The sequence below is a fragment of the Arthrobacter oryzae genome (genome assembly GCF_030718995.1).
Taxonomy (GTDB): Bacteria; Actinomycetota; Actinomycetes; order Actinomycetales; family Micrococcaceae; genus Arthrobacter; species Arthrobacter oryzae_C.
Genome location: NZ_CP132204.1, coordinates 2,075,888 through 2,095,366, shown reverse-complemented (window position 1 = coordinate 2,095,366; position 19,479 = coordinate 2,075,888). Strand labels below are relative to the sequence as shown.

Sequence of the window (19,479 nt, the reverse complement as noted above, 5' to 3'; positions counted from 1 at the left end):
TCAGGCCCCCTTCACGGGCAACAGTCGGGGATCGTAGGGATCCAGGCCCACGGCTTCGGTGGGCGGGCCGTAGCCGGCCATCCGCATCACCGCCTGCTCGTCCGCGGGCGATTTCCCGGGCAGGGTGGCGCAGACGGCCTGCAGGATCCGCGCGTGCGGCAGCTCGTCCCGCAGCAGCCCGAAACGCAGCATTTCCAGGCTCGCCCGGAAGCGGGTGAGCAGATCCCGCCCGGCCGCCAGATCCACCACCGCGGCGTATTCGAGGACCATCGGCAGGTAGTCCGGGAGTTCACCGTGGGTGTCCACCAGGATGTCGCTTTGCCGGTACGTTTTCTTGAAGTTGCCCAGCACCTCGCCGCGGCGCCGGGTGTCCCCGTCCGTCCAGTAGCTGAGGTGCAGGGCGTGGCGCTTGCCGAGGTCGAATTCGCGCACATAGTGAGCCTGCACCTCCATGGGCGGCGTGGATTCCAGCAGGTCCAGCACCCCGGCGAAGTCCGGCAACGCGCCCGGGAACTCGCCCAGCGCGGCCCGCATGAGGGGGACCCTGCTGATCAGTTCCTCATCCGGGTAGGACAGGCACCAGGCCGCCGCGAGGTAGACCACCTGTTCGCGCCGGCTCATGGCTGCTCCCCCGGGGAATGCTTCTCCGGAAGCAACCCTTTGTCCGGGAAAAGCCCCGGAGGCGCCCCCGTGCCGTCCCAGTTCAGGAGGTTCACCCTGCCGCGCAAACTGGTTTCCCCGGGCGCAGACTCGGAGGTCTGCCGGTCGCGGAGGGCGTTGAAGGTTTCCACCGCCACGGGGACCGGGCGGCCGCTGGCCTCGCCGAAGTGGGCGGTATCCTGCATGCCCGGGCCGCCCTCGAAGTCCAGCGAGCAGCCCATCTCCTCGAGGTCATGGGCCTGTTCCACGTGGGCCTTGGGGATGACGTAGCGCTCGTCGTACTTCGCGATCGCCATCAGCCGGTACATCTCGTACATCGTCTGGCCGTCCATGCCCACCGCTTCCGGGATGGAATCGTCCGGGTCGTTGCCCAGGCTGATGCCGCGCATGTAGGAGCGCATCGCCGCAAGCTTCTTCAAGACGGCGGTGACCCGCTCCGCGTCCCCGGCCGTGAACAGTTCCGCGAGGTATTCCACCGGGATGCGCAGCGCCTCAATGGCGCCGAAAAGGTTGCCGTGATCCTCGCCGTCGTGCCCTTGATCCCGCAGCAGGTCCACCACGGGTGAGAGCGGCGGCACGTACCAGACCATGGGCATGGTCCGGTATTCCGGGTGCAGCGGCAGCGCCACCTTGTAGACCTTGGCGAGGGCATACACCGGTGAGCGCCGGGCGGCATCGATCCAGTCCTCCGGAATGTCCTGGGCGCGGGCTGCGGCCTGGACGGCGGGGTCGTTCGGGTCCAGCAGCACGTCCATCTGGGCGTCGTAGAGTTCCCGGGGGTCCGTGACGGCGGCCGCTGCGGTGACGGCGTCGGCGTCGTACAGGAACAGCCCCAGGTACCGCAGCCTGCCCACACAGGTCTCCGAGCAGACCGTGGGCAGCCCCACCTCCACCCGCGGGTAGCAGAAGGTGCACTTCTCGGCCTTGCCCGTTTTGTGGTTGAAGTAGATCTTCTTGTACGGACAGCCGGTGACGCACTGCCGCCAGCCGCGGCATTTGTCCTGGTCCACCAGCACGATTCCGTCCTCCACGCGCTTGTAGATCGCGCCGGAGGGACAGGAGGCCATGCAGGACGGGTTCAGGCAGTGCTCGCAGATCCGCGGCAGGTAGAACATGAAGGTCTGCTCATAGGCGAACTTGATCTTGTCCTCGGACTCGCGCCTGACCTTCTCCACGATCGGGTCCAGGTGGCCGTTCTCGGAGGAGCCGCCCAGGTCGTCATCCCAGTTCGCGGACCAGGTGATTTTGGTGTCCTTGCCGGTGATCAGGGACTTGGGCCGGGCCACCGGGAAGTCGTCGCCCAGCGGCGCGTCCACGAGGGTCTTGTAGTCGTAGGTCCACGGCTCGTAGTAGTCCTTGAGCTCGGGCTGGACGGGGCTGGCGAAGATTCCCAGGAGCTTCTTCACCCGGCCGCCGGCCTTCAGCACCAGCTTGCCGCGCTTGTTCAGCACCCAGCCGCCGTGCCATCTTTCCTGGTCCTCGTAGCGGCGCGGGTAGCCCTGGCCGGGCCTGGTCTCCACGTTGTTGAACCAGACGTATTCGGTGCCCGCACGGTTCGTCCAGGCCTGCTTGCAGGTCACGGAACAGGTGTGGCAGCCGATGCACTTGTCCAGGTTCATGACCATGCCCATTTGAGCCATGACACGCATCAGTACTGCACCTCCTGGGAACGACGGCGGACGGTGGCCACCATGTCGCGCTGGTTTCCGGTGGGGCCGAGGTAGTTGAACGCGTAGGCCTGCTGGGCGTAGCCGCCGATCAGGTGCGAGGGTTTGACCAGCAGCCGGGTCACCGAGTTGTGGATGCCGCCGCGGCGTCCCGTGGCCTCGGACTTCGGGACGTCGATGGTGCGTTCCTGCGCGTGGTGGACGTAGACCACGCCGGCCGGCATCCGGTGGCTGACGATGGCCCGGGCCACCAGGACGCCGTTGATGTTCAAGCATTCCACCCAGTCGTTGTCCTTAACCTCGATGGCCTCGGCGTCGGCGGGGCTCATCCACACCGTGGGGCCGCCGCGGGACAGCGAGAGCATCAGCAGGTTGTCCTGGTACTCGGAGTGGATGGACCACTTGGAGTGCGGGGTGAGGTACCTGACCACCACCTCCATGGCACCGTCCCGGCCGAGTTTTGGTTCACCGAAGAGCCGGTGCATGTCCAGCGGCGGACGGTAGATCGGCAGGGCCTCGCCGATGTCGATCATCCAGTCATGGTCGAGGAAAAAGTGCATCCGGCCGGTCAGGGTGTGGAAGGGCTTGAGCCGTTCGATGTTGATGGTGAACGGCGCGTAGCGGCGGCCGCCCGTTTCGGAGCCGGACCATTCCGGAGAAGTGATCACCGGGACCGGCCCGGCCTGGGTCTGGGCGAAGGTGATGAATTTTTCCTCCGAGCCCTCGGAGAGGTCGGCGAGTTTCCGGCCGGTGCGGACTTCCAGGTCCTTGAAACCCTGCACGGACAGCGCGCCGTTGGTGGTGCCGGAGAACGCCAGGATGGCCTCGGCCATTTTCGCGTCTGTGTCCATGGCCGGCCTGCCGTCCGCGGCGCCGCCGAGCATCACGCCGTTGGAGCGGCTGAGCCGCTCCAACGGCCCTGCCAGTTTGTAAGTGACGTTCTTGACCGTGAAGCCGAGCTTGTCGGCCAGGGGCCCGACGGCGGCCAGCTTGTCCGCGATGGCCGTGTAGTCCCGCTCCACCACGGAGAAGACGGGCATGTTCTGCCCCGGGACGGCGGGGATGTCCGTCTCCCGCCAGTCCCGCACGATCCCGCCGGGCTGGGCCAGCTGGCCGGGGGTGTCGTGCTGCAACGGCACGCTGACCAGGTCGCGGCGGACGCCCAAGTGGGTCCTGGCCTGCCGGGAGAACTCCCTGGCCAGCAGGTGGAAGGTGTCGAAGTCGGTCTTGGTCTCCCACGGCGGGTCGATCGCCGGACTGAAGGCGTGCACGAACGGGTGCATGTCCGTGGAGGACAGGTCGTGTTTCTCGTACCAGGTGGCGGCCGGGAACACGACGTCGGACAGCAGCGTGGTGGAGGTCATCCGGAAATCAGCGGAGACCAGCAGGTCCAGCTTCCCCTCCGGCGCCTGCTCATGCCACTTCACGTCCCTGGGCATGAGACCCTCGGCGTGGTCCTGGCCCAGGACGTTGTTGTGCGTGCCCAGCAGGTTCCGCAGGAAGTACTCGTTGCCCTTGGCCGAGGAGCCGAACAGGTTGGAGCGCCACAGCACCAGGGTCCGGGGCCAGTTCTCCGGGGCGTCCACGTCCTCGATCGCGGGGTTCAGGGTGCGGTTCTTGAGCGCGTCCGCGATATAGCCGGGCGTATCCGGCGCGGTCCCGGCGGCGACGGCGGCCTCCGCCTCGTCCGCGAGGTCCAGCGGGTTGCGGTCGAACTGCGGGTAGAACGGCATCCAGCCGAGGCGGGCGGACTGGGCCAGCGCGTCCGCGGTGTGCATGCCGTCCAGGGCTCCGGTGGACAGCGGGGACTTCAGCGCATCCGCGGAGTAGCCGTCCTGCCGCCACTGGTCGGTGTGCATGTACCAGTAGCCTGTGCCGATCATGGTCCGCGGCGGGCGTGACCAGTCCAATGCGTTGGCCAGCGAGAGCCAGCCGGTGACCGGGCGGGTCTTCTCCTGCCCCACATAGTGTGCCCAGCCGCCGCCGTTGCGGCCCATGCAGCCGGTCAGCATCACCAGCGCCAGCACGGCCCGGTAGGTGGTGTCGCCGTGGAACCACTGGCAGATCCCGGCGCCCATGATGATCATGGACCGACCCTTGGACTGCTCGGCGTTGCGGGCGAACTCCCGCGCCACCCGGATGCACGCCTGCGCGGGAACGCTGGTGATTTCCTCCTGCCAGGCCGGGGTGTAGGGCGTGGACGCGTCGTCATAGCCGGCGGCCCACTCCCCCGGCAGGCCGTCCCGGCCCACGCCGTACTGGGCCAGCATCAGGTCGAACACGGTGGTGACCAGCTGGCCTTCCACGTCGATGACGGGAACGCCGCGCCGGAGCACGCTCCCTTCCCCGCCGGCGTCCTCGAAGCACGGGAGCAGGATTTCGGCGCTTTCCCCGGACACCTCGCGCAGGGACAACGCGGGCTCGATCCCTTCGAGGTCGAGGTTCCACTTGCCCTCGCCGGTGCCGGAATAACGGAACCCCATGGAGCCGTTGGGGACGGCGGTCCGCCCGGTCTTTTTGTCGAACAGCACGGTGCGGAACGCCGCGTCCTCGGCCCCGGCTTCGGCGGGAAGGTCCCGGGCGGTGAGGAATTTCGACGGCGTTAGCGCGCCGTCGTCGTTCCTTACCAGCCGGACCAGGAACGGCAGGTCCGTGTACCGCCGGACGTAATCGGAGAAGAACGGCACATCCCGGTCCACGAAGAATTCCTTGAGCATGACGTGCCCCATGGCCATGGCCAGCGCGGCGTCCGTTCCGGCCTGGGCGGGGAGCCATTCGTCGGCGAACTTGGTGTTGTCCGCGTAGTCCGGGCTGACGGTGACCACCTTGGTGCCGCGGTAGCGCACCTCGGCCATCCAGTGCGCGTCAGGCGTCCGGGTGACCGGGACGTTGGAGCCCCACATCATGAGGTAGCGCGCGTCCCACCAGTCGCCGGATTCCGGCACGTCCGTCTGGTCACCGAAGACCTGGGGGCTGGCCACGGGGAGGTCCGCGTACCAGTCGTAGAAGGACGTCATCACCCCGCCGATCAGCTGGATGAAGCGGGTCCCCACGGCGTGCGACACCATGGACATCGCGGGGATGGGCGAGAAGCCGGCGCAGCGGTCCGGGCCGTAGGTTTTGATGGTGTTCACGTGAGCGGCCGCTGCGATCTCGACCGCCTCCTGCCAGGAGACGCGCACCAGGCCGCCCTTGCCGCGGGCCTGCTGGTAGCGGCGACGCTTTTCCGGATCACCGGCTATTTCTGCGAAAGCGAGCACCGGGTCGCCGAGGCGGGCCTTCGCTTCGCGGTACATTTCGACGAGGACGCCGCGGGCATACGGGAAGCGGACCCGCGTCGGCGAGTAGGTGTACCAGGAAAAGGCCGCCCCGCGCGGACAGCCTCTCGGTTCGTATTCCGGACTGTCCGGGCCCACTGAGGGGTAGTCGGTCTGCTGCGACTCCCAGGTGATGATGCCGTCCTTGACGTACACCTTCCAGGAGCAGGAGCCGGTGCAGTTCACCCCGTGCGTGGAACGGACCACCTTGTCGTGGCTCCAGCGGTCGCGGTAGAAGATGTCGCCCTTGCGGCCGCCTTCCCGGAACACCGCCCGGCCGTCGTCGGTCTGGTCCCATTTGGTGAAGAAACGGCCCAGCTTCAACATTGCATCTGATGCGGGTCCATCTAACCCCGCATGGGGTCCGGCAGCCATGCCCTCAAGCTAGGTTGCTGCGTGAAGCCCCGGCTAGGGCCGAACGGCACTGGCTCCGCGCGACAGAAGCGCGAACGGACAGTTGAGCACCTGTGGGACGCGTCAAGGAAGGGCCGCACGTGTCCGTTCGCGCTTGAGGAGGCGGACCTGGGAACTACGCGAAGGGTTCGAGCTCCACGCCTGCCGCTTCCAGGGCCTTGCGGATGGCGGCGGCCGTTTCCACCGAGCCCGGAGTGTCGCCGTGGACGCAAATCGAATGGGGCTGCAGCCGGACCACGGTGCCATCGACCGCCTCCACTTCACCGTGGACGGCCAGGCGGACCGCGCGCTCGGCGATCTCCCGGGGGTCCTCGAGCAACGCGCCGTCCGCGGTGCGCGGCAGGAGGGACCCGTCCGGCAGGTAGCCGCGGTCCGCAAATGCCTCATGGAACACGGGGTGGCCGGCTTCCGCGGCGATGGACAGGAGCGCGGACCCCTGCAGGCCGAGGATGGGCAGGCCGGGATCGTAGGCCTGGATGGCGGCCACCACGGCGGAGGCCTGCTCGGCGTCGTGCATGGTGCGTTCGTACAGGGCCCCGTGCACTTTGACGAAGTCCACGGACGCCCCGACGGCGTGCGCCACGCCGTCGAGCGCACCGAGCTGGTAGAGCACGGCCCCGAAGAGGTCGTCGAAGGTCATGTCGATGGACCGCAGGCCGAAGCCCGGCAGGTCCGGGTACCCCACGTGGGCACCCACCCGGACGTCCAGCTCGAAGGCCGCCCGGCAGGTGTCCAGCATGGTGACGGGGTCCCCGGCGTGCAGGCCGCAGGCCACGCTGGCGCTGGTGATCAGCGGGAACATGGCGGAGTCGTCCCCCATGGTCCAGGAGCCGAAGGACTCCCCCAGGTCAGCGTTCAGATCCAATGAATCCGCCTTTCACGTTTGAGTCTCCGGCGGCGCTGCCTGGACCGGGGGTGCCCGCAGTGTTGCTGCCGGAGGCGTTGCCGCTGGCAGCATCACCGGCAGCGTCGCTGCCGGATGCGTCGCTGCCGGGCGTCAGTTCGCCGGGAATCGTGTCCGGCATGGGGCCGAATGCTTCCCTGGCGCTGGCGACGACGGCGCGCCCCATCACACGGTTGCCCACGCCGCCCACCACGGCGCCGACGCCGAACGGGAGCGCCCGGCCCAACAGCGCCGTCCCCTGCCGCTGCAGCAGGTTGCGGAGGAACGCCCGCTGGATCCGGTCCCGCACCGAGCCGAAGCCCGGGAAGGAGGTCTTGCGGGCGAAGGCGGAGCCCCAGGCGTCCGTGGGGCCCTTGCTGCGGCCCGCGGCCTGGCCGGAGAGGCTTCCGAGGAGCGCGGTCCCTTCCTCGCCCAGCATGATGGCCATGACCAGCGTGCCGGCCTTTTCGGGATCCACCATGCGGATGCCGTGGAGCTCGGCCAGGGACGTTGCGTACAGCGCGGTGGCTTCAAGGAAACCGACAGTGGCCGCGGCGGAGAGGCCCAGGGCGGCCACGGTGCCGACGCCCGGGATGACGGCGGAGCCGCCCACGAGTGCACCGCCGCCGGTCACGGCCAGCAGGTAGTCGCGTTCAAGTTTGTCAGCCAGCTGCGCCGCAGTGGCCCGCGGGTGCCTGCGCTGTAGCCGCCGCAGGTTGGCGAGCACCAGGGGGCGCTGGATTTCGACGGCCCGCAGCAGCATGCCGTGCAATCCGGGCTTTGGTTTGCCTTGGGAGTCGAACACCGCCTTGTGTGCCGTTTTTTGTGCAAGTCTCATTGCCGGGTTCTTCCGCATGGCCATCGTCACCTTTCGTGGAACGGGAACAAGCCGCCGGCGCAACTGTAGTTACTCCGGCGGGGCAGCACACGGCTGCCCCTCATCCTTAACACTAAGCCACCTTGCTACATCACCCAGGATTCGGCCACCGCAATATAAGCGGACGACGACGGTCCGCGCGGTCCGGGATACACCGTGGCTGAGCCCGGCCATTCCACGCCGAATTCGGACAGGCGTCCGGTGCTGCACGGAAGGTAGACATTCGCCAGGGCGGCACTGTCCCCGCCGAGCTGGAAGTCGGGCGCCGAAAACTGGCGGCGGTCCAGGACCCCGCTGATCTCCAGTTCGGCCTTGCGGCCCGCGGCACGGAAGCCGCGCTCCATGTCCAGTTCGACGTCGAACTCGTCCTGGGTGTGGACGAGTCCAGCCAGCGGAAACCGGGCCGCCTCCGGAAAATAGCAGGCCAGCTCTTTGGCCAGGGTCTCCGCGAAATAGCCGTTGGAACCGTAGCTGCGCCAGCCTTGCCGGGTGGCCACCAGCAGGGCGTCTCCGCTCCCCCACCTGGACCAGTCGGCCACCCAGAAGGAGGCGAAGCAGCTGGCGGGTTCGCCGGGGACGTGGACGCCGTCGCGGTTCACCGGGTGCAGCGCCAGCCCCGAATTGCTGCCGATGAATGCCATGCTGCGGCGCGACGCGCCTGCCGGACTGTTCCCCATGTGCTGAGCCTAGTACGCAAGGAGGGCAGGTCAGCTGCGGTGGGCGCCGCAGCGGCGCGGCCGGATACCCGGGCCTAGACTATCCATATGCCCACCCCCAAAGCCCTCAGGCCCTTTGCGCACCGGGAATACCGGGTCCTGATTGCGGCCCTGGCCATCTCGATTTTCGGCTCCGGGATGTGGGCTGTGGCGATGGTCTACCAGGTGATCCACCTGGGCGGCGGCCCGCTTGAGCTGTCCCTCGTTGCCGCCGCGGGCAGCGTGGGACTGGTGGCGTTCGTCCTGGCCGGCGGGATCGCAGCCGACCGGGTGCCCCAGCGGCTCCTGATCATCGCTGTGGAGGGCACCAACCTCGCCGTGATCGCCGCCATCAGCGGACTTGCCCTGGCCGGGTGGCTGCAGCTGTGGCACCTTGCCGTGGGCGCTTTTGTCCTGGGCGTGGGGGCGGCCTTCTTCTTTCCGGCCTATTCGGCCATCCTGCCCAGGATCCTGCCGCCTGAGGACCTGCTGGCGGCTAACGGCATGGAGGGGACCATGCGGCCCATCCTGCAGCAGGCGGCCGGTCCCGCCGTCGCCGGCATCCTGGTGGCCGCATTGTCCCCCTCGCATGCCGTCACGGGCGTGGCGGCGTGCCACCTCCTCGCGTTCATCATCCTCAACTTCCTGGGCCGGCACGCGCTTGAGGCTCCCGGTGCCGACAGCCGGCCAGCCGGCGGCGGACCGGCCGTCGAACGGGCCGGGACGTCCCTCCTCCACGATCTCCGTGAAGGTGTCAGCTACACGGTCCGGACGCCGTGGCTGTTGTGGACGCTGGTCTGGGCCTGCATCTCGGTGCTGTTCCTGATCGGACCCATCGAGGTGCTGCTGCCGTTCGTGGTCCGCGACCAGCTGGGCGGCGATTCACGCATGTTCGGCTTCCTGCTGGCCGTGATGGGCGCGGGCGGGGCGGCCGCTTCCCTGGCCACGGCGTCCTTTGCCCTGCCGCGCCGCTACCTCACGGTGATGATGGTTTCGTGGGGTGCCGGCAGCCTTCCCCTCGCGGCAGTCGGCATCATGGACAGCTTCTGGATGCTTGCCGCGGCGCTGTTCATTTTCGGTGCCACCGGCGGCGCCGGCATGGTCATCTGGGGGACGCTCCTGCAACGCCGCGTCCCTCCGCACCTGCTGGGCCGCGTGTCCAGCCTGGACTTCTTCGTATCGCTCGCCCTGATGCCCGTCTCCATGGCACTGGCGGGACCTGCGGCGGAAGTCGTGCCCACGTGGGTGATCTTCCTGGTGGCCGGCGGCGTGTGCCCGGTGATGGCCGTGGTGGCCATGGTGGTGGCCCGAATGCCGGCCGACGAGCTGGCCCACCCCCTGGACCGCAGTTCCGGGGACCGGGAACCGGCGGACAGCCCCTAGGCAGCTAGGCGTTGGTGCCTGCGGGCAGGTGACCGGGGGCTGCCGGCAGCGGAGCAGCCTTCTGCGGCGCCGCGGCGAGGGCTTTCCGCAGGGCCAGGAAGAGCAGCACCAGGCCGGCGGTGAGGAGCATGTGCCCGGTGCCGGCAATGCCGGCAAGGGCTTTTGAACCGGCATCGGCACCGGCGACCACCAACGTCCCCTTCACCAGCATCATTCCACCGGTGACCACCACGCCGGCATTCCAGATCCAGAAGAACCAGGCGGAAAGCCTTGGCGCCGCCGCGGACATCCCGAAGGACTTCTCCAGCATCAGCACCAGCAGCAGCACGATGAAACCCAGCACCAGCCAGTGCGTATGCACCAGACCCAGCTGGGACTCGCCGGCGAAGCCATTGAGCTTGGTAAGTTCCCGGTAGTAGAGGCCGGAGAGGACTCCGGCGACGGCATAGGCGAACGAGGCATGGAAGAGTTTTTTCACTCCTCCAGTCTGTCCACGAAGCACGACGGCGGGATCAACCGTTCGGTTGATCCCGCCCGTCTGTTGGGACTACTTAGCTGCTGGCGCGCACGATCGGGATGGACGCCGTCGGAAGTCCGCTCGGGAAGATGGTCGGCTCCGGGACGCCGACCGGAGCCAGCGGCACCCGGGCCACCTCGTGGCCCACGGTGAGCAGCTCGCCGCGGACGTTGACCTCCAGCGGTTCGCCCTCCCTGACGCTGAGGCCGATGGATCCCTGCTCCAGCTCCACGTAGAGCAGGCGGCCCTGCACCTTGAGGTGGAAGGCCAGGCTGTCCCACTCGCCCGGCAGCCTCGGGTCGAAGAACGGAACGGCGCCCTGGTCACGGAGGCCCGCAAAGCCGCTGACCAGCGAACTCCAGACGCCGCCGGTGGAGGCGATGTGCACGCCGTCGATGGTGTTGCCGTGGGTGTCGTCGAGGTCGATGTACAGCGCGTGGGTGAAGTGGTCCAGCGCGGCCTTCCCGTAGCCCACCTCGGCGGCCATGATTCCCTGCACGCAGGCGGACAGGGTGGAGTCGCCGGTGGTGATCGGATCGTAGAAGTCGAACGCCCGCCGCTTTTCCTCGGCCGTGAAGTCCTGCCACTGCAGGAACATCGCCAGCACGGTGTCCGCCTGCTTGAGCACCTGGTGGCGGTAGATCACCAGTGGGTGGAAGTTCAGCAGCAGCGGGTACTTGGAGCGGGGCGTGCTCCAGTCCCACGGCTCCAGGGTCATGAAGTCATTGTCCTGCGAATACACCTCGAGGTCTTCGTCGTAGGGCAGCTGCATCCGGATGGCAGCCTGCTCCCAGAGTTCGCGTTCAGCCTCGTCGATTTCCGGGTGGTCCAGCGCTGCCGCGGTGCGCAGGTTGAACCGGGCCATGACGTTTGTGTAGAGGTTGTCGTTCACCACGGCCGTGTACTCATCCGGGCCTGTGACGCCGTGGATGTGGAACAGCCCGTCCTTGCCGAAGAACCCGAGGGACACCCACATGCGGGCCGTTTCGATCAGCAGCTCCGAGCCCATGCCGTGTTTGAAGTCCGCATCGCCGCTGGCCCAGATGTATCTGTTGGTGGCGAACGCGACGGCGGCAGCGATGTGGAACTGCGCGGTGCCGGCGGCGTAGTAGGCGCTTGCCTCGAGCCCGTTGATGGTGCGCCACGGGAACAGTGCGCCGTCCACGCTCAGTTCCTTGGCACGGACCTTGGCGTCGGGCAGCATCTCATGCCGGAACTCCAGCACCTGGCGGGCGTTGTCCGGGCTGGTGTACGTCAGGTACGGCAGCAGGTACACCTCCTGGTCCCAGAAGTAGTGTCCCTCGTAGCCGGACCCGCTGACACCCTTGGCCGGGATGCCGGCGACGTCCGCGCGGGCAGTGGCCTGGGCCAGCTGGAAGAGGTTCCACCGGATGGCCTGCTGCAGCTCGGGCTGGCCGCCCACCACAATGTCCGTGGTGGCCCAGTAATCCCGGAAGTGAGCCTCGCTCTCGGCGAAGATCGCGCTGACGGGCTGAAGGGCGCCCTCCGCTGCTTCGGACGGGTCCTGCGCGGAGCCGCCGTCCACGGCTCCTTCGCGGAAGGCCCGCGCCACGGCGTAGCTGGCGCTCTTCTCGAGGCGGAAGGGCTGGTCTGCGCCCACTGCGAGGACGTACCGGACGCTGCTGTCGTCCTGGTCCACCAGGGTCTCGAACGGCTGCACGTCGGCCGACGTCCAGTGGTCCACGGCCAGGCCGACGCGCTGCCGGGAGTCGGCGGCTTCCCACGAGAGGCGCAGGGAGCCGTCGCCGCCGTCGAGCCGTACCGGCAGCAGGACGCGGCCGGCGTGCCGTCCGGCCCGGCGCGGATCGTGGGTGGAGTGGTCCTCCACGGGCTGGTCCTGGCGGTTGATGACGGAGGATGTGACGTCCGCGTAGATGTCCCGGTCCGCGGCGACTTCGAGGCTGACGCCCAGGGTGCCGCGGGACTGGTAGCCCACCGCCCGGCGCTCCGTGGTGGTTACGGTGGCACCGGAACGGCACTGCCACGTGATCCGGCATTCGTAGATCCCGGTGGCGAAGTCAACGGACCGGCGGTAGTCGAGCACCGTTGATTCGCTGAGGGTCAGTGTTTCGCCGTCGATGATCACCGTGAAGTTGTTCACGTCCGGGATGTACAGGATCCGCTGGCCCGTGCGGGCGAAGCCGAAGGCATTTTCTGCGTGCTTGATGTCCCAGGTTTCGTGGAAGCCGTTGATGAAGCTGCCGGGAAGGTCGGCGTCCGCGGAGGCCCAGTGGGCGCCGCGGATGCCCAGATGGCCGTTGCCCAGGCTGAAGAGGGTTTCCAGGGTTCCGGCGTTTCCGGGAAGGTGGACGGTCTCCACGAGCTGCCAGGGATCGTTCGGGAAACGAGCGCGGTCAGAGGTGATGAGTGCCATGGCTGTTGGGGTTCCTTTTGGCGTTGTGCAGGTTGGGGGAGTTCGGGCCGGGCTAGAGGAGTTCGTTCAGGTCCTCCACCACCAGCGTGGCGCCGGCGTCCAGCAGCGTCTGCCGGCCGGCTCCGCGGTCCACGCCGATCACCGAATGGAAGGTGCCGGCGTTCCCGGCCTGGACGCCGGACACGGCGTCCTCAACCACCACGCATTCCTCGCTGGGGAGGTCCAGCAGTTGTGCTGCGTAGTCGTAGGTGGCCGGGCTGGGCTTGCCGGGCAGGCCCGCGGCAGCGGCCACGACGCCGTCCACCACCACCGGGAAATGGTGCGCCAGTCCCGCCGCGTTCAGCACCGCCGGTGCGTTCCGGGAGGAAGAGACGACGGCGACCTTGAGTCCCCGCGCCAGGGCGGCTTTCAGGAAGCGCACCGAGCCCTCGTAGGGGGCCACGCCGGAAGAGACGATGTCGTTGAAGACCTTGTTCTTGCGGTTGCCGAGGCCGTGCACGGTGTCGTTGGCGGGATCGTCGTCGAGCGGGCCTTCGGGCAGCACGATGCTGCGTGAGGCGAGGAAGTCACGGACGCCGTCGAAACGCGGCTTGCCGTCGATATGGTCGAAGTAGTCGCTCTCGCGGTAGCCCGCTGCCTCCGGAACGTCCTGCAGGAAGCCGTCGAAAAGTTCCTGCCACGCGCGCTCGTGCACGATCGCCGTGGGCGTGAGCACGCCGTCGAGGTCGAAGAGGATGGCGGACGCGCCGGTCCAGCCGTGGGTGCTGCCGGTGGTGCTGCTACCGGTGGTGCTGCTGGAAAGTTCAGTCATGGGGTACTCGGTGTCCTTTCAGACGGCGGCAGTGGACGTGCGTGGATAGTGCAGGTTTGTGGTGCGGTGTGAACCGTTTGGGGCAGGTGCGTTCGTGCAGGTGCGCGGCCAGTGGCCGGTTCGGTGGGGGCGTCGGCGCCCCGGATCAGTGTGCGCGTCAGCGTTTTCTGCGCGTGCTCTTGCGTTCAATCAGCTTGGTATCCAGCAGGTGGCTGGCGGGGGCACTCAGCGGCCCCGGACGTTGGAGTCCTTCGATGAGCAGGTTGGCTGCGAAGGCGCCCTGGTCGGCTACCGGCTGCGCCATGGTGCTCAGGCCCAGGAACCAACTCATCTGATGATCGTCTATTCCTATGATGGACACGTTTTTCGGTGCTGACAAACCGAGCTCCCGCAGGGCCATAAGCGCTCCGAAGGCAGTTTCGTCACAGCCGGCGAAGATTGCGGAGGGCATCCTGCGGTTTTCGATGAGCTCGGTCATGGCCCGGCGGCCGCCTTCGATGCTTGAACCGGCGTCCATCACCAGGTCCGGATCCGCCGTCAAGTGGTGTTCCGCCAGCGCCCGCCGAAACCCGTTGAGGCGGTCCGTGGCTGTGGCCACCGAGCCCTCTCCCGGTTCGCGGCCGGAAAGGATGGCAAGGTCCCAGTGTCCCAGCCCCAGCAGGTGGCTGGTGGCCTGGTAGGCCGCGTCCTCGTTGTCGATGCCCACGTTGTCCCAGGGGACGTTCTGCATGCCAACGCTCGCAACGGCCAGTCCGGAAGAGGCCAGTGCCTGGATTTCGCCGGAACTGAGCGCGATGTTGAGCAGCAGGACGCCGTCCACGCGCTGCGCCAGGGCGTCAAGGTCGCTGAAGACCTTGCGGTGGATGCTGGGTGTGTTGCGGAGGCTGATGAGTACGGTGTCGAAGCCGCTGTCCGCGAAGACTTCCTCGGCCGCTTCCACGGCCTGGGCGAAGAACCATGCCGTGGCGGTGGGCGCGATGATGGCGACGGATCCCGTGGTTCCGCCGGCGAGGCGCGATGCCGCGGAGGATGCCTTGTAACCGAGCTTGGTGGCGGCGTCCGCCACCTTCCGGTGGGCCGATTCGGAGACGTTGGGCAGGCCGCGCAGGGCACGGGAAACGGTGCAGATGGACAGCCCCGACAATGCGGCTACGTCCTGGATGGTCACGCGCGGTGCTTTAGCCATGCGACACGGGCTCAGCCCTTTCTTCCTCTGGAGTCCTGGGCCCGGTACGTGGCCGAAGAAGAGTGTAAGCGCTTACAAATTTAGCGCGCAACTGGTTTTACCCCGCCGGTGCGGATTCTTACGGAATTTCCTGCCGAGGGAGCGTGGGGTCCGGCGCCTCAGCGCAGCACGTAGTGGCGCAGGAAGGCGCTCACATCCACCATCTCGGCCTTGGAAATGGTGTGGCCCATTCCGGGATAGGTCCGTGCCGTCAGCTGCGTGTTCCGGCTCAGCCATTCGGCGGTGTGCTCCACTGCGGCGTCGTTGATCACCAGGTCCGCCTTGTCCCGGCCCCAGAAAAACGGCGGTTTGGTGTCGAACGATTCGCTCATGGCCAGCAGTTCGTTGTCCAGCACGAATCCGGACAGCCCCACCACGGCCCGGAAGTCGTGCGGCCGCAGCCGCAGCAGCGTGCTGGCCATGGCCATGCCCTGCGAGAATCCCAGCAGGCTCACGCTGCTGTGCCGCGCTTTGACCGAATTGATCCAGTCGAACACCGCGTTGCTGACGGACACCACGTCGGCGAAGTCGTGCGTCAGGAAGTAGTCCAGCAGGAACCAGCCGTAGTCGTCCCCGATCACCTTGGGCGCGCGCAGGGCGGCGCAGGTGAACTGCGGCGGCAACTGGTCGAAGAGGTCGGACATGCGCACCTCATCGGTTCCGTAGCCGTGCATCATCACCAGCAGCGGCGTGCCGGCGCGCTGGTCCTCCGGCCTGGACCATACGACTGTCTCCATCGCAACAGCCTAACTTTCCCCGGCGAACACCTCGTGGCGGGACTCAGCCTGCAGTGATCACCAGCGAGGCGCTGTGGCCGCCGAACCCGAAGGCATTGGAGATGCCTGCCGTTGCCGCGAGCCCCCGGGCAGTCTCCGGCACGATGTTGAGGTGGATGTCCGGGTCCTGGTTGTCGAGGTTGAGGGTCCCCGGAATGGCGCCCGTGCGCAGCGCCTGGATAGTGACGATGGCGCCCAGCGCTCCGGCCCCGCCCAGCAGGTGCCCGGTGAGGCTTTTAGTGGACGTCACCGGAACGGAATGTCCGACGACGGCGCCGATGGCTTCCGCTTCGAGCCGGTCCCCCACCGGCGTGGAGGTGGCGTGGGCGTGGACGAAGCCGATGTCGCCTCCGGTGAGCCCGGCGTCGGCGATGGCTTTCTGCAGGACGCGGCGCTGCATGGCGGGATCGGCCGCCACGATATCCACGGCGTCGGAAGTGACGGCACTGCCGGCGATGACCCCGAGCACCTCGGCCCCGCGGGCGCGGGCGTGGTCTTCGCGTTCCAGCACCACGATCCCGGCGCCCTCACCCATCACGAAGCCGTCCCGGTCCCGGTCGAAGGGGCGCGAGGCGGCCAGGGGACGGTCGTTGCGGGTGGACAGCGCCCTGATCTGCGCAAACCCGCTGATCGTGAGGCCGTTGATGCACGAATCCACGCCGCCGGCGATCACCACGTCGGCAGCCCCGCTCCGGATCATGTCGGCGGCCTGCGAGATCGCTTCGGCCCCGGAGGCGCAGGCACTGACGGGGGTCCGCGCCCCGCCGCGGGCTCCCACATCGATGGACACCCACGCCGCCGGGCCGTTCACCATGATCCGGGTGAGGGTGTGCGGGGAGACCCGGCGGGGGCCTTTGGAGTCCAAAGTGCGCGCCTGCTCCAGGGTGGTGTCCAGGCCGCCGTAGCCGGACCCGATGACCACGGCGAGCCGTTCCGGGTCGGTTTCCGGACCGCCTGCCTGTGTCCAGGCCTCGCGGGCGGCGATGAGCGCCAGGTGGCCGCAGCGGTCCATCCTTTTGTATTCCAGGGTGGACAGCAACGACGGGACGTCAGCGGTGACGCGTCCCGCGATGCGCACGGGGAGCCCGCCGGCCCATTCGTCGGCGAGCGGCACAATTCCGGAGCGGCCGGCCAGGAGTGCATCCCATGTTTCTCCGGCGGTTGAGCCGACGGGAGTCACTGCCCCCAGGCCGGTGACGACTACCGCGGGGATTTGTTCAGACATTGTTAACACTGCTCCTGGGATCTGATGTCGCTGGCCCTGATTGCCGCGGACGCAACCCACAGTACGCGGGGCGCACCCCCGGCCGCCGGTGTTACTCCGCCACCGCCGGCAATATCCCGGCAAATAACGACTGTGACACGACTCCAACGCGCGCCGTCCCGTTCATTGAAACGGCACGGGGCGGCCTGTAGCCTGTCGCTAGACAGCATGCTGATCAAGTTTTTGCCCGCACGTCCCCCGGACAGCTAGGAGCAAGTCATGAGAATCGGTTCCTCCATTTTCCTTATCGCCCTCGGTGCCATCCTGGCCTGGGCCATCACGCCCGGCCTGATCCCGTATGTGGACCAGACCCTGATCGGGTACATCCTGATGGCTGTCGGCGTGATCGGGCTGATCGCCTCACTGGTGCTGGCCTCGCCGGGGCGCACGCGCCGGGTGAGTGAAACCCGGTCCGTAGTGGACCCCAATACGGGTGAGCGCATTGTCCGCAACGAGAGCCGGGACGGCGGCATCTAGCCATGCTCCTCCGGCCGCCGTTGTCCAGGGGAAGTCGTCCACGGACAATGGTGAACCACCTTCAATCACACCCGGAAGCCGGGCCAGACCATCACGGTCGGGCCCGGCTTCCGTCGTCCGCCCGAGTTTTTTGTCCACTTATCGCGACTTCGAAGGCTTTTAACTCCCTCGATGTGGACAAAAACTCCAAGACCGGGATCTGCGTTCGTGTTGTTTTCATTGACAAACCCACAAGAACAAAGATAAAGTCAAGCAATTCAACATCATGTGATGGCAGTCACTGAAGCCGTTACTGAACTGCCAGCAGTCTTTACGCAATGGAGGGTAAGTGTTCGCCGAGGAGCGCCAACAGCTGATCGCGGGACTGGTCGCCGAAAGCGGCCGCGCCAGCGTCACTGCCCTTGCCGAGCGCTTCAACATCACCACCGAAACCGTCCGCCGCGACCTGGCTGCGCTGGAATCGGCCGGCACTGTGCGCCGGGTCCATGGCGGCGCCGTCGCACCGGACCGGGTCAGCACCACCGAGGAAAGCATCCTTGAACGGACCATCCAGCGGCAGCCGGAGAAGCTGCGGATCGCCGAGGCCGCGTTGGCTTTTATCCCGCAGAACCCCGCCGGCAGCATCCTGGTGGACGCCGGCTCAACCACGGAGGCCCTGGCGGACCTGATCGCCCTGCGCCTGGCCGACCCCTCCACCAGTTCGTCCTCCGATCCGGAGAACGAACTGGTGGTCATCACCCATGCAATTCCCATCGCCGCGAAACTCGCCGGCGAGCCAGGCATTGCCCTCCACCTCCTGGGCGGCCGGGTCCGCGGCCTCACCCAGGCGGCGGTGGGTCAGTCCACCGTGGAAGCGGCCCACAAGATTCGTCCGGACATCGCCTTCATCGGCGCCAACGGAATCCACTCGGCCTTCGGGCTGAGCACGCCCGATCCTGAAGAAGCCGCCGTCAAGGCTGCCTTCGTCCAATCGGCACGCCGCATTGTGGTGCTGGCCGATTCGTCCAAGCTGGATGCGGAAACGCTGGTCCAGTTCGCCTCGTTGAAAGATCTGGACACCTTGATTACAGACAGTGACCCCAGCCCGGAACTCGCAGCGGCGCTTGCTGACGCCGGCGTGGACGTGGTGATCGCATGATTGTCACCCTCACCGCGAACCCGAGCCTCGACCGCACCGTAGCCCTCCCCTCACCCCTGTTGCGCGGCGAAGTGCAGCGCGCCGTCTCCGTCAGCCAGGAGTCCGGCGGGAAAGGCGTCAACGTTTCCCGTGCCCTGGTGGCCTCCGGACTCGAAACAGTGGCCGTCCTCCCCGGCGGCGACTCCGATCCCGTGCTGGCGGGGCTTCGTGAGAGCGGGGTACCTTTTGCCGCCCTCCCCATCCACGAACCGCTGCGCACCAACGTGGCGCTGACGGAACCGGACGGCGTCACCACCAAGATCAACGAACCCGGCCCGGTACTGAGCGAAGACCAGCAGGAAGCCTTGATCGGGCTGTTGCTGGAACGGTCCCGCGGTGCCAGCTGGGTTGTCCTGGCCGGCTCGCTCCCACCCGGGGTTCCGGCCGATTTCTACGCCACCGTTACCCGGCGGCTTCGCTCCACCAATGACGGTGCTGCTCCGCGCATCGCCGTCGACTCGTCCGGCGCGCCCCTCGCCGCCGCCCTCTCGGGCGACGCGTCAGGCATGCCGGACCTCCTCAAGCCCAACGCCGAAGAACTGGCTGAACTGGCTGCCGCAGCCGGTTTCGCCACGGCGTCCACCGCTGACGAACTGGAAGCGGATCCGGAGGCTGCCGCGGCAGCCGCCGCCGCCGTCGTGCGTTCCGGTGTAGGTGCCGTGCTGGCAACGCTCGGTTCCAAAGGTGCAGTACTCGTAACGTCCGACGGCGCGTGGCTGGCCACGCATCCGCCGGTCAAAGCCGTGAGCACGGTCGGTGCGGGAGATTCCTCCCTTGCCGGCTACCTGCTCGCCTCCAGCCGGGGCGCCGCCCCGGCCGACTGCCTCCGTCAGGCTGTGGCACACGGTGCCGCCGCCGCTTCCCTGCCGGGCTCCACAGTTCCGGCGGTCCACCAAACCACCCCTGATGCCGTAACCATCACGGCCCTCCGGAAGGACTGA

The 19,479-nt window shown here is 67.6% G+C and carries 16 protein-coding genes; 4 read left to right on the top strand and 12 right to left on the bottom strand.

Translation table 11 applies throughout. The annotated features are described in order from the left end of the window. From narJ to Q8Z05_RS09640, 6 genes are all read right to left on the bottom strand, one after another. Complete coding sequence (gene narJ / locus Q8Z05_RS09665) at nucleotides 1-621, bottom strand: nitrate reductase molybdenum cofactor assembly chaperone (RefSeq protein ID WP_305943244.1); 621 nt, start codon at nucleotides 619-621, stop codon at nucleotides 1-3. Then, nucleotides 618-2,309, bottom strand: a complete 1,692-nt coding sequence (narH, locus tag Q8Z05_RS09660; RefSeq protein ID WP_305943243.1) for a nitrate reductase subunit beta — start codon at nucleotides 2,307-2,309, stop codon at nucleotides 618-620. Before narH ends, narJ begins: the two co-directional genes overlap by 4 nt. Next, nucleotides 2,309-6,019, bottom strand: coding sequence for a nitrate reductase subunit alpha (locus Q8Z05_RS09655; RefSeq protein ID WP_305943242.1), 3,711 nt, complete (start codon nucleotides 6,017-6,019; stop codon nucleotides 2,309-2,311). Before Q8Z05_RS09655 ends, narH begins: the two co-directional genes overlap by 1 nt. Before the next feature lie 154 nt (nucleotides 6,020-6,173). Then, nucleotides 6,174-6,923 carry a LamB/YcsF family protein gene (locus tag Q8Z05_RS09650; protein ID WP_305943241.1) on the bottom strand — a complete coding sequence of 250 codons (750 nt, stop codon included), beginning with the start codon at nucleotides 6,921-6,923 and terminating at the stop codon, nucleotides 6,174-6,176. Next, nucleotides 6,907-7,803 carry a hypothetical protein gene (locus tag Q8Z05_RS09645; RefSeq protein WP_305943240.1) on the bottom strand — a complete coding sequence of 299 codons (897 nt, stop codon included), beginning with the start codon at nucleotides 7,801-7,803 and terminating at the stop codon, nucleotides 6,907-6,909. The genes Q8Z05_RS09650 and Q8Z05_RS09645 overlap by 17 nt, the downstream gene beginning before the upstream one ends. A 101-nt stretch (nucleotides 7,804-7,904) precedes the next feature. After that, nucleotides 7,905-8,495 carry a hypothetical protein gene (locus Q8Z05_RS09640; RefSeq protein ID WP_305943239.1) on the bottom strand — a complete coding sequence of 197 codons (591 nt, stop codon included), beginning with the start codon at nucleotides 8,493-8,495 and terminating at the stop codon, nucleotides 7,905-7,907. Between the two features lie 87 nt (nucleotides 8,496-8,582). Here Q8Z05_RS09640 and Q8Z05_RS09635 point away from each other — a divergent pair, with 87 nt between their 5' ends. After that, a complete protein-coding gene (locus tag Q8Z05_RS09635) occupies nucleotides 8,583-9,896 on the top strand; it encodes an MFS transporter (protein ID WP_305943238.1) in 1,314 nt (437 codons plus the stop codon). Between the two features lie 4 nt (nucleotides 9,897-9,900). On the opposite strand, the gene Q8Z05_RS09630 is transcribed toward Q8Z05_RS09635, so the two are convergent. The 6 genes from Q8Z05_RS09630 to Q8Z05_RS09605 form a co-directional block, all read right to left on the bottom strand. After that, entirely contained in the window at nucleotides 9,901-10,374 is a 474-nt protein-coding gene (locus Q8Z05_RS09630) for a DUF2871 domain-containing protein (RefSeq protein WP_305943237.1), read from the bottom strand. 73 nt (nucleotides 10,375-10,447) lie between these two features. Beyond that, nucleotides 10,448-12,808, bottom strand: coding sequence for a glycoside hydrolase family 65 protein (locus Q8Z05_RS09625; protein ID WP_305943236.1), 2,361 nt, complete (start codon nucleotides 12,806-12,808; stop codon nucleotides 10,448-10,450). Between the two features lie 52 nt (nucleotides 12,809-12,860). Then, nucleotides 12,861-13,619 (bottom strand): HAD family hydrolase, encoded by a 759-nt coding sequence (locus Q8Z05_RS09620; RefSeq protein WP_305943235.1) that lies wholly within the window; start codon nucleotides 13,617-13,619, stop codon nucleotides 12,861-12,863. A 157-nt stretch (nucleotides 13,620-13,776) separates the two neighbouring features. Next, a complete protein-coding gene (locus Q8Z05_RS09615) occupies nucleotides 13,777-14,805 on the bottom strand; it encodes a LacI family DNA-binding transcriptional regulator (RefSeq protein ID WP_305943234.1) in 1,029 nt (342 codons plus the stop codon). A gap of 158 nt (nucleotides 14,806-14,963) precedes the next feature. Beyond that, on the bottom strand, nucleotides 14,964-15,581 hold the full coding sequence (locus Q8Z05_RS09610; protein WP_305943233.1) for an alpha/beta hydrolase: 618 nt from the start codon (nucleotides 15,579-15,581) through the stop codon (nucleotides 14,964-14,966). A 43-nt stretch (nucleotides 15,582-15,624) separates the two neighbouring features. Next, entirely contained in the window at nucleotides 15,625-16,845 is a 1,221-nt protein-coding gene (locus Q8Z05_RS09605) for a beta-ketoacyl-[acyl-carrier-protein] synthase family protein (protein WP_305943232.1), read from the bottom strand. Between the two features lie 258 nt (nucleotides 16,846-17,103). Between Q8Z05_RS09605 and Q8Z05_RS09600 the strand changes: the two genes are divergently transcribed. From Q8Z05_RS09600 to Q8Z05_RS09590, 3 genes are all read left to right on the top strand, one after another. Continuing rightward, nucleotides 17,104-17,361, top strand: coding sequence for a DUF6458 family protein (locus Q8Z05_RS09600; protein WP_305943231.1), 258 nt, complete (start codon nucleotides 17,104-17,106; stop codon nucleotides 17,359-17,361). 328 nt (nucleotides 17,362-17,689) lie between these two features. Then, nucleotides 17,690-18,499, top strand: coding sequence for a DeoR/GlpR family DNA-binding transcription regulator (locus Q8Z05_RS09595; RefSeq protein ID WP_305943230.1), 810 nt, complete (start codon nucleotides 17,690-17,692; stop codon nucleotides 18,497-18,499). Beyond that, entirely contained in the window at nucleotides 18,496-19,479 is a 984-nt protein-coding gene (locus Q8Z05_RS09590; RefSeq protein WP_305943229.1) for a 1-phosphofructokinase family hexose kinase, read from the top strand. Before Q8Z05_RS09595 ends, Q8Z05_RS09590 begins: the two co-directional genes overlap by 4 nt.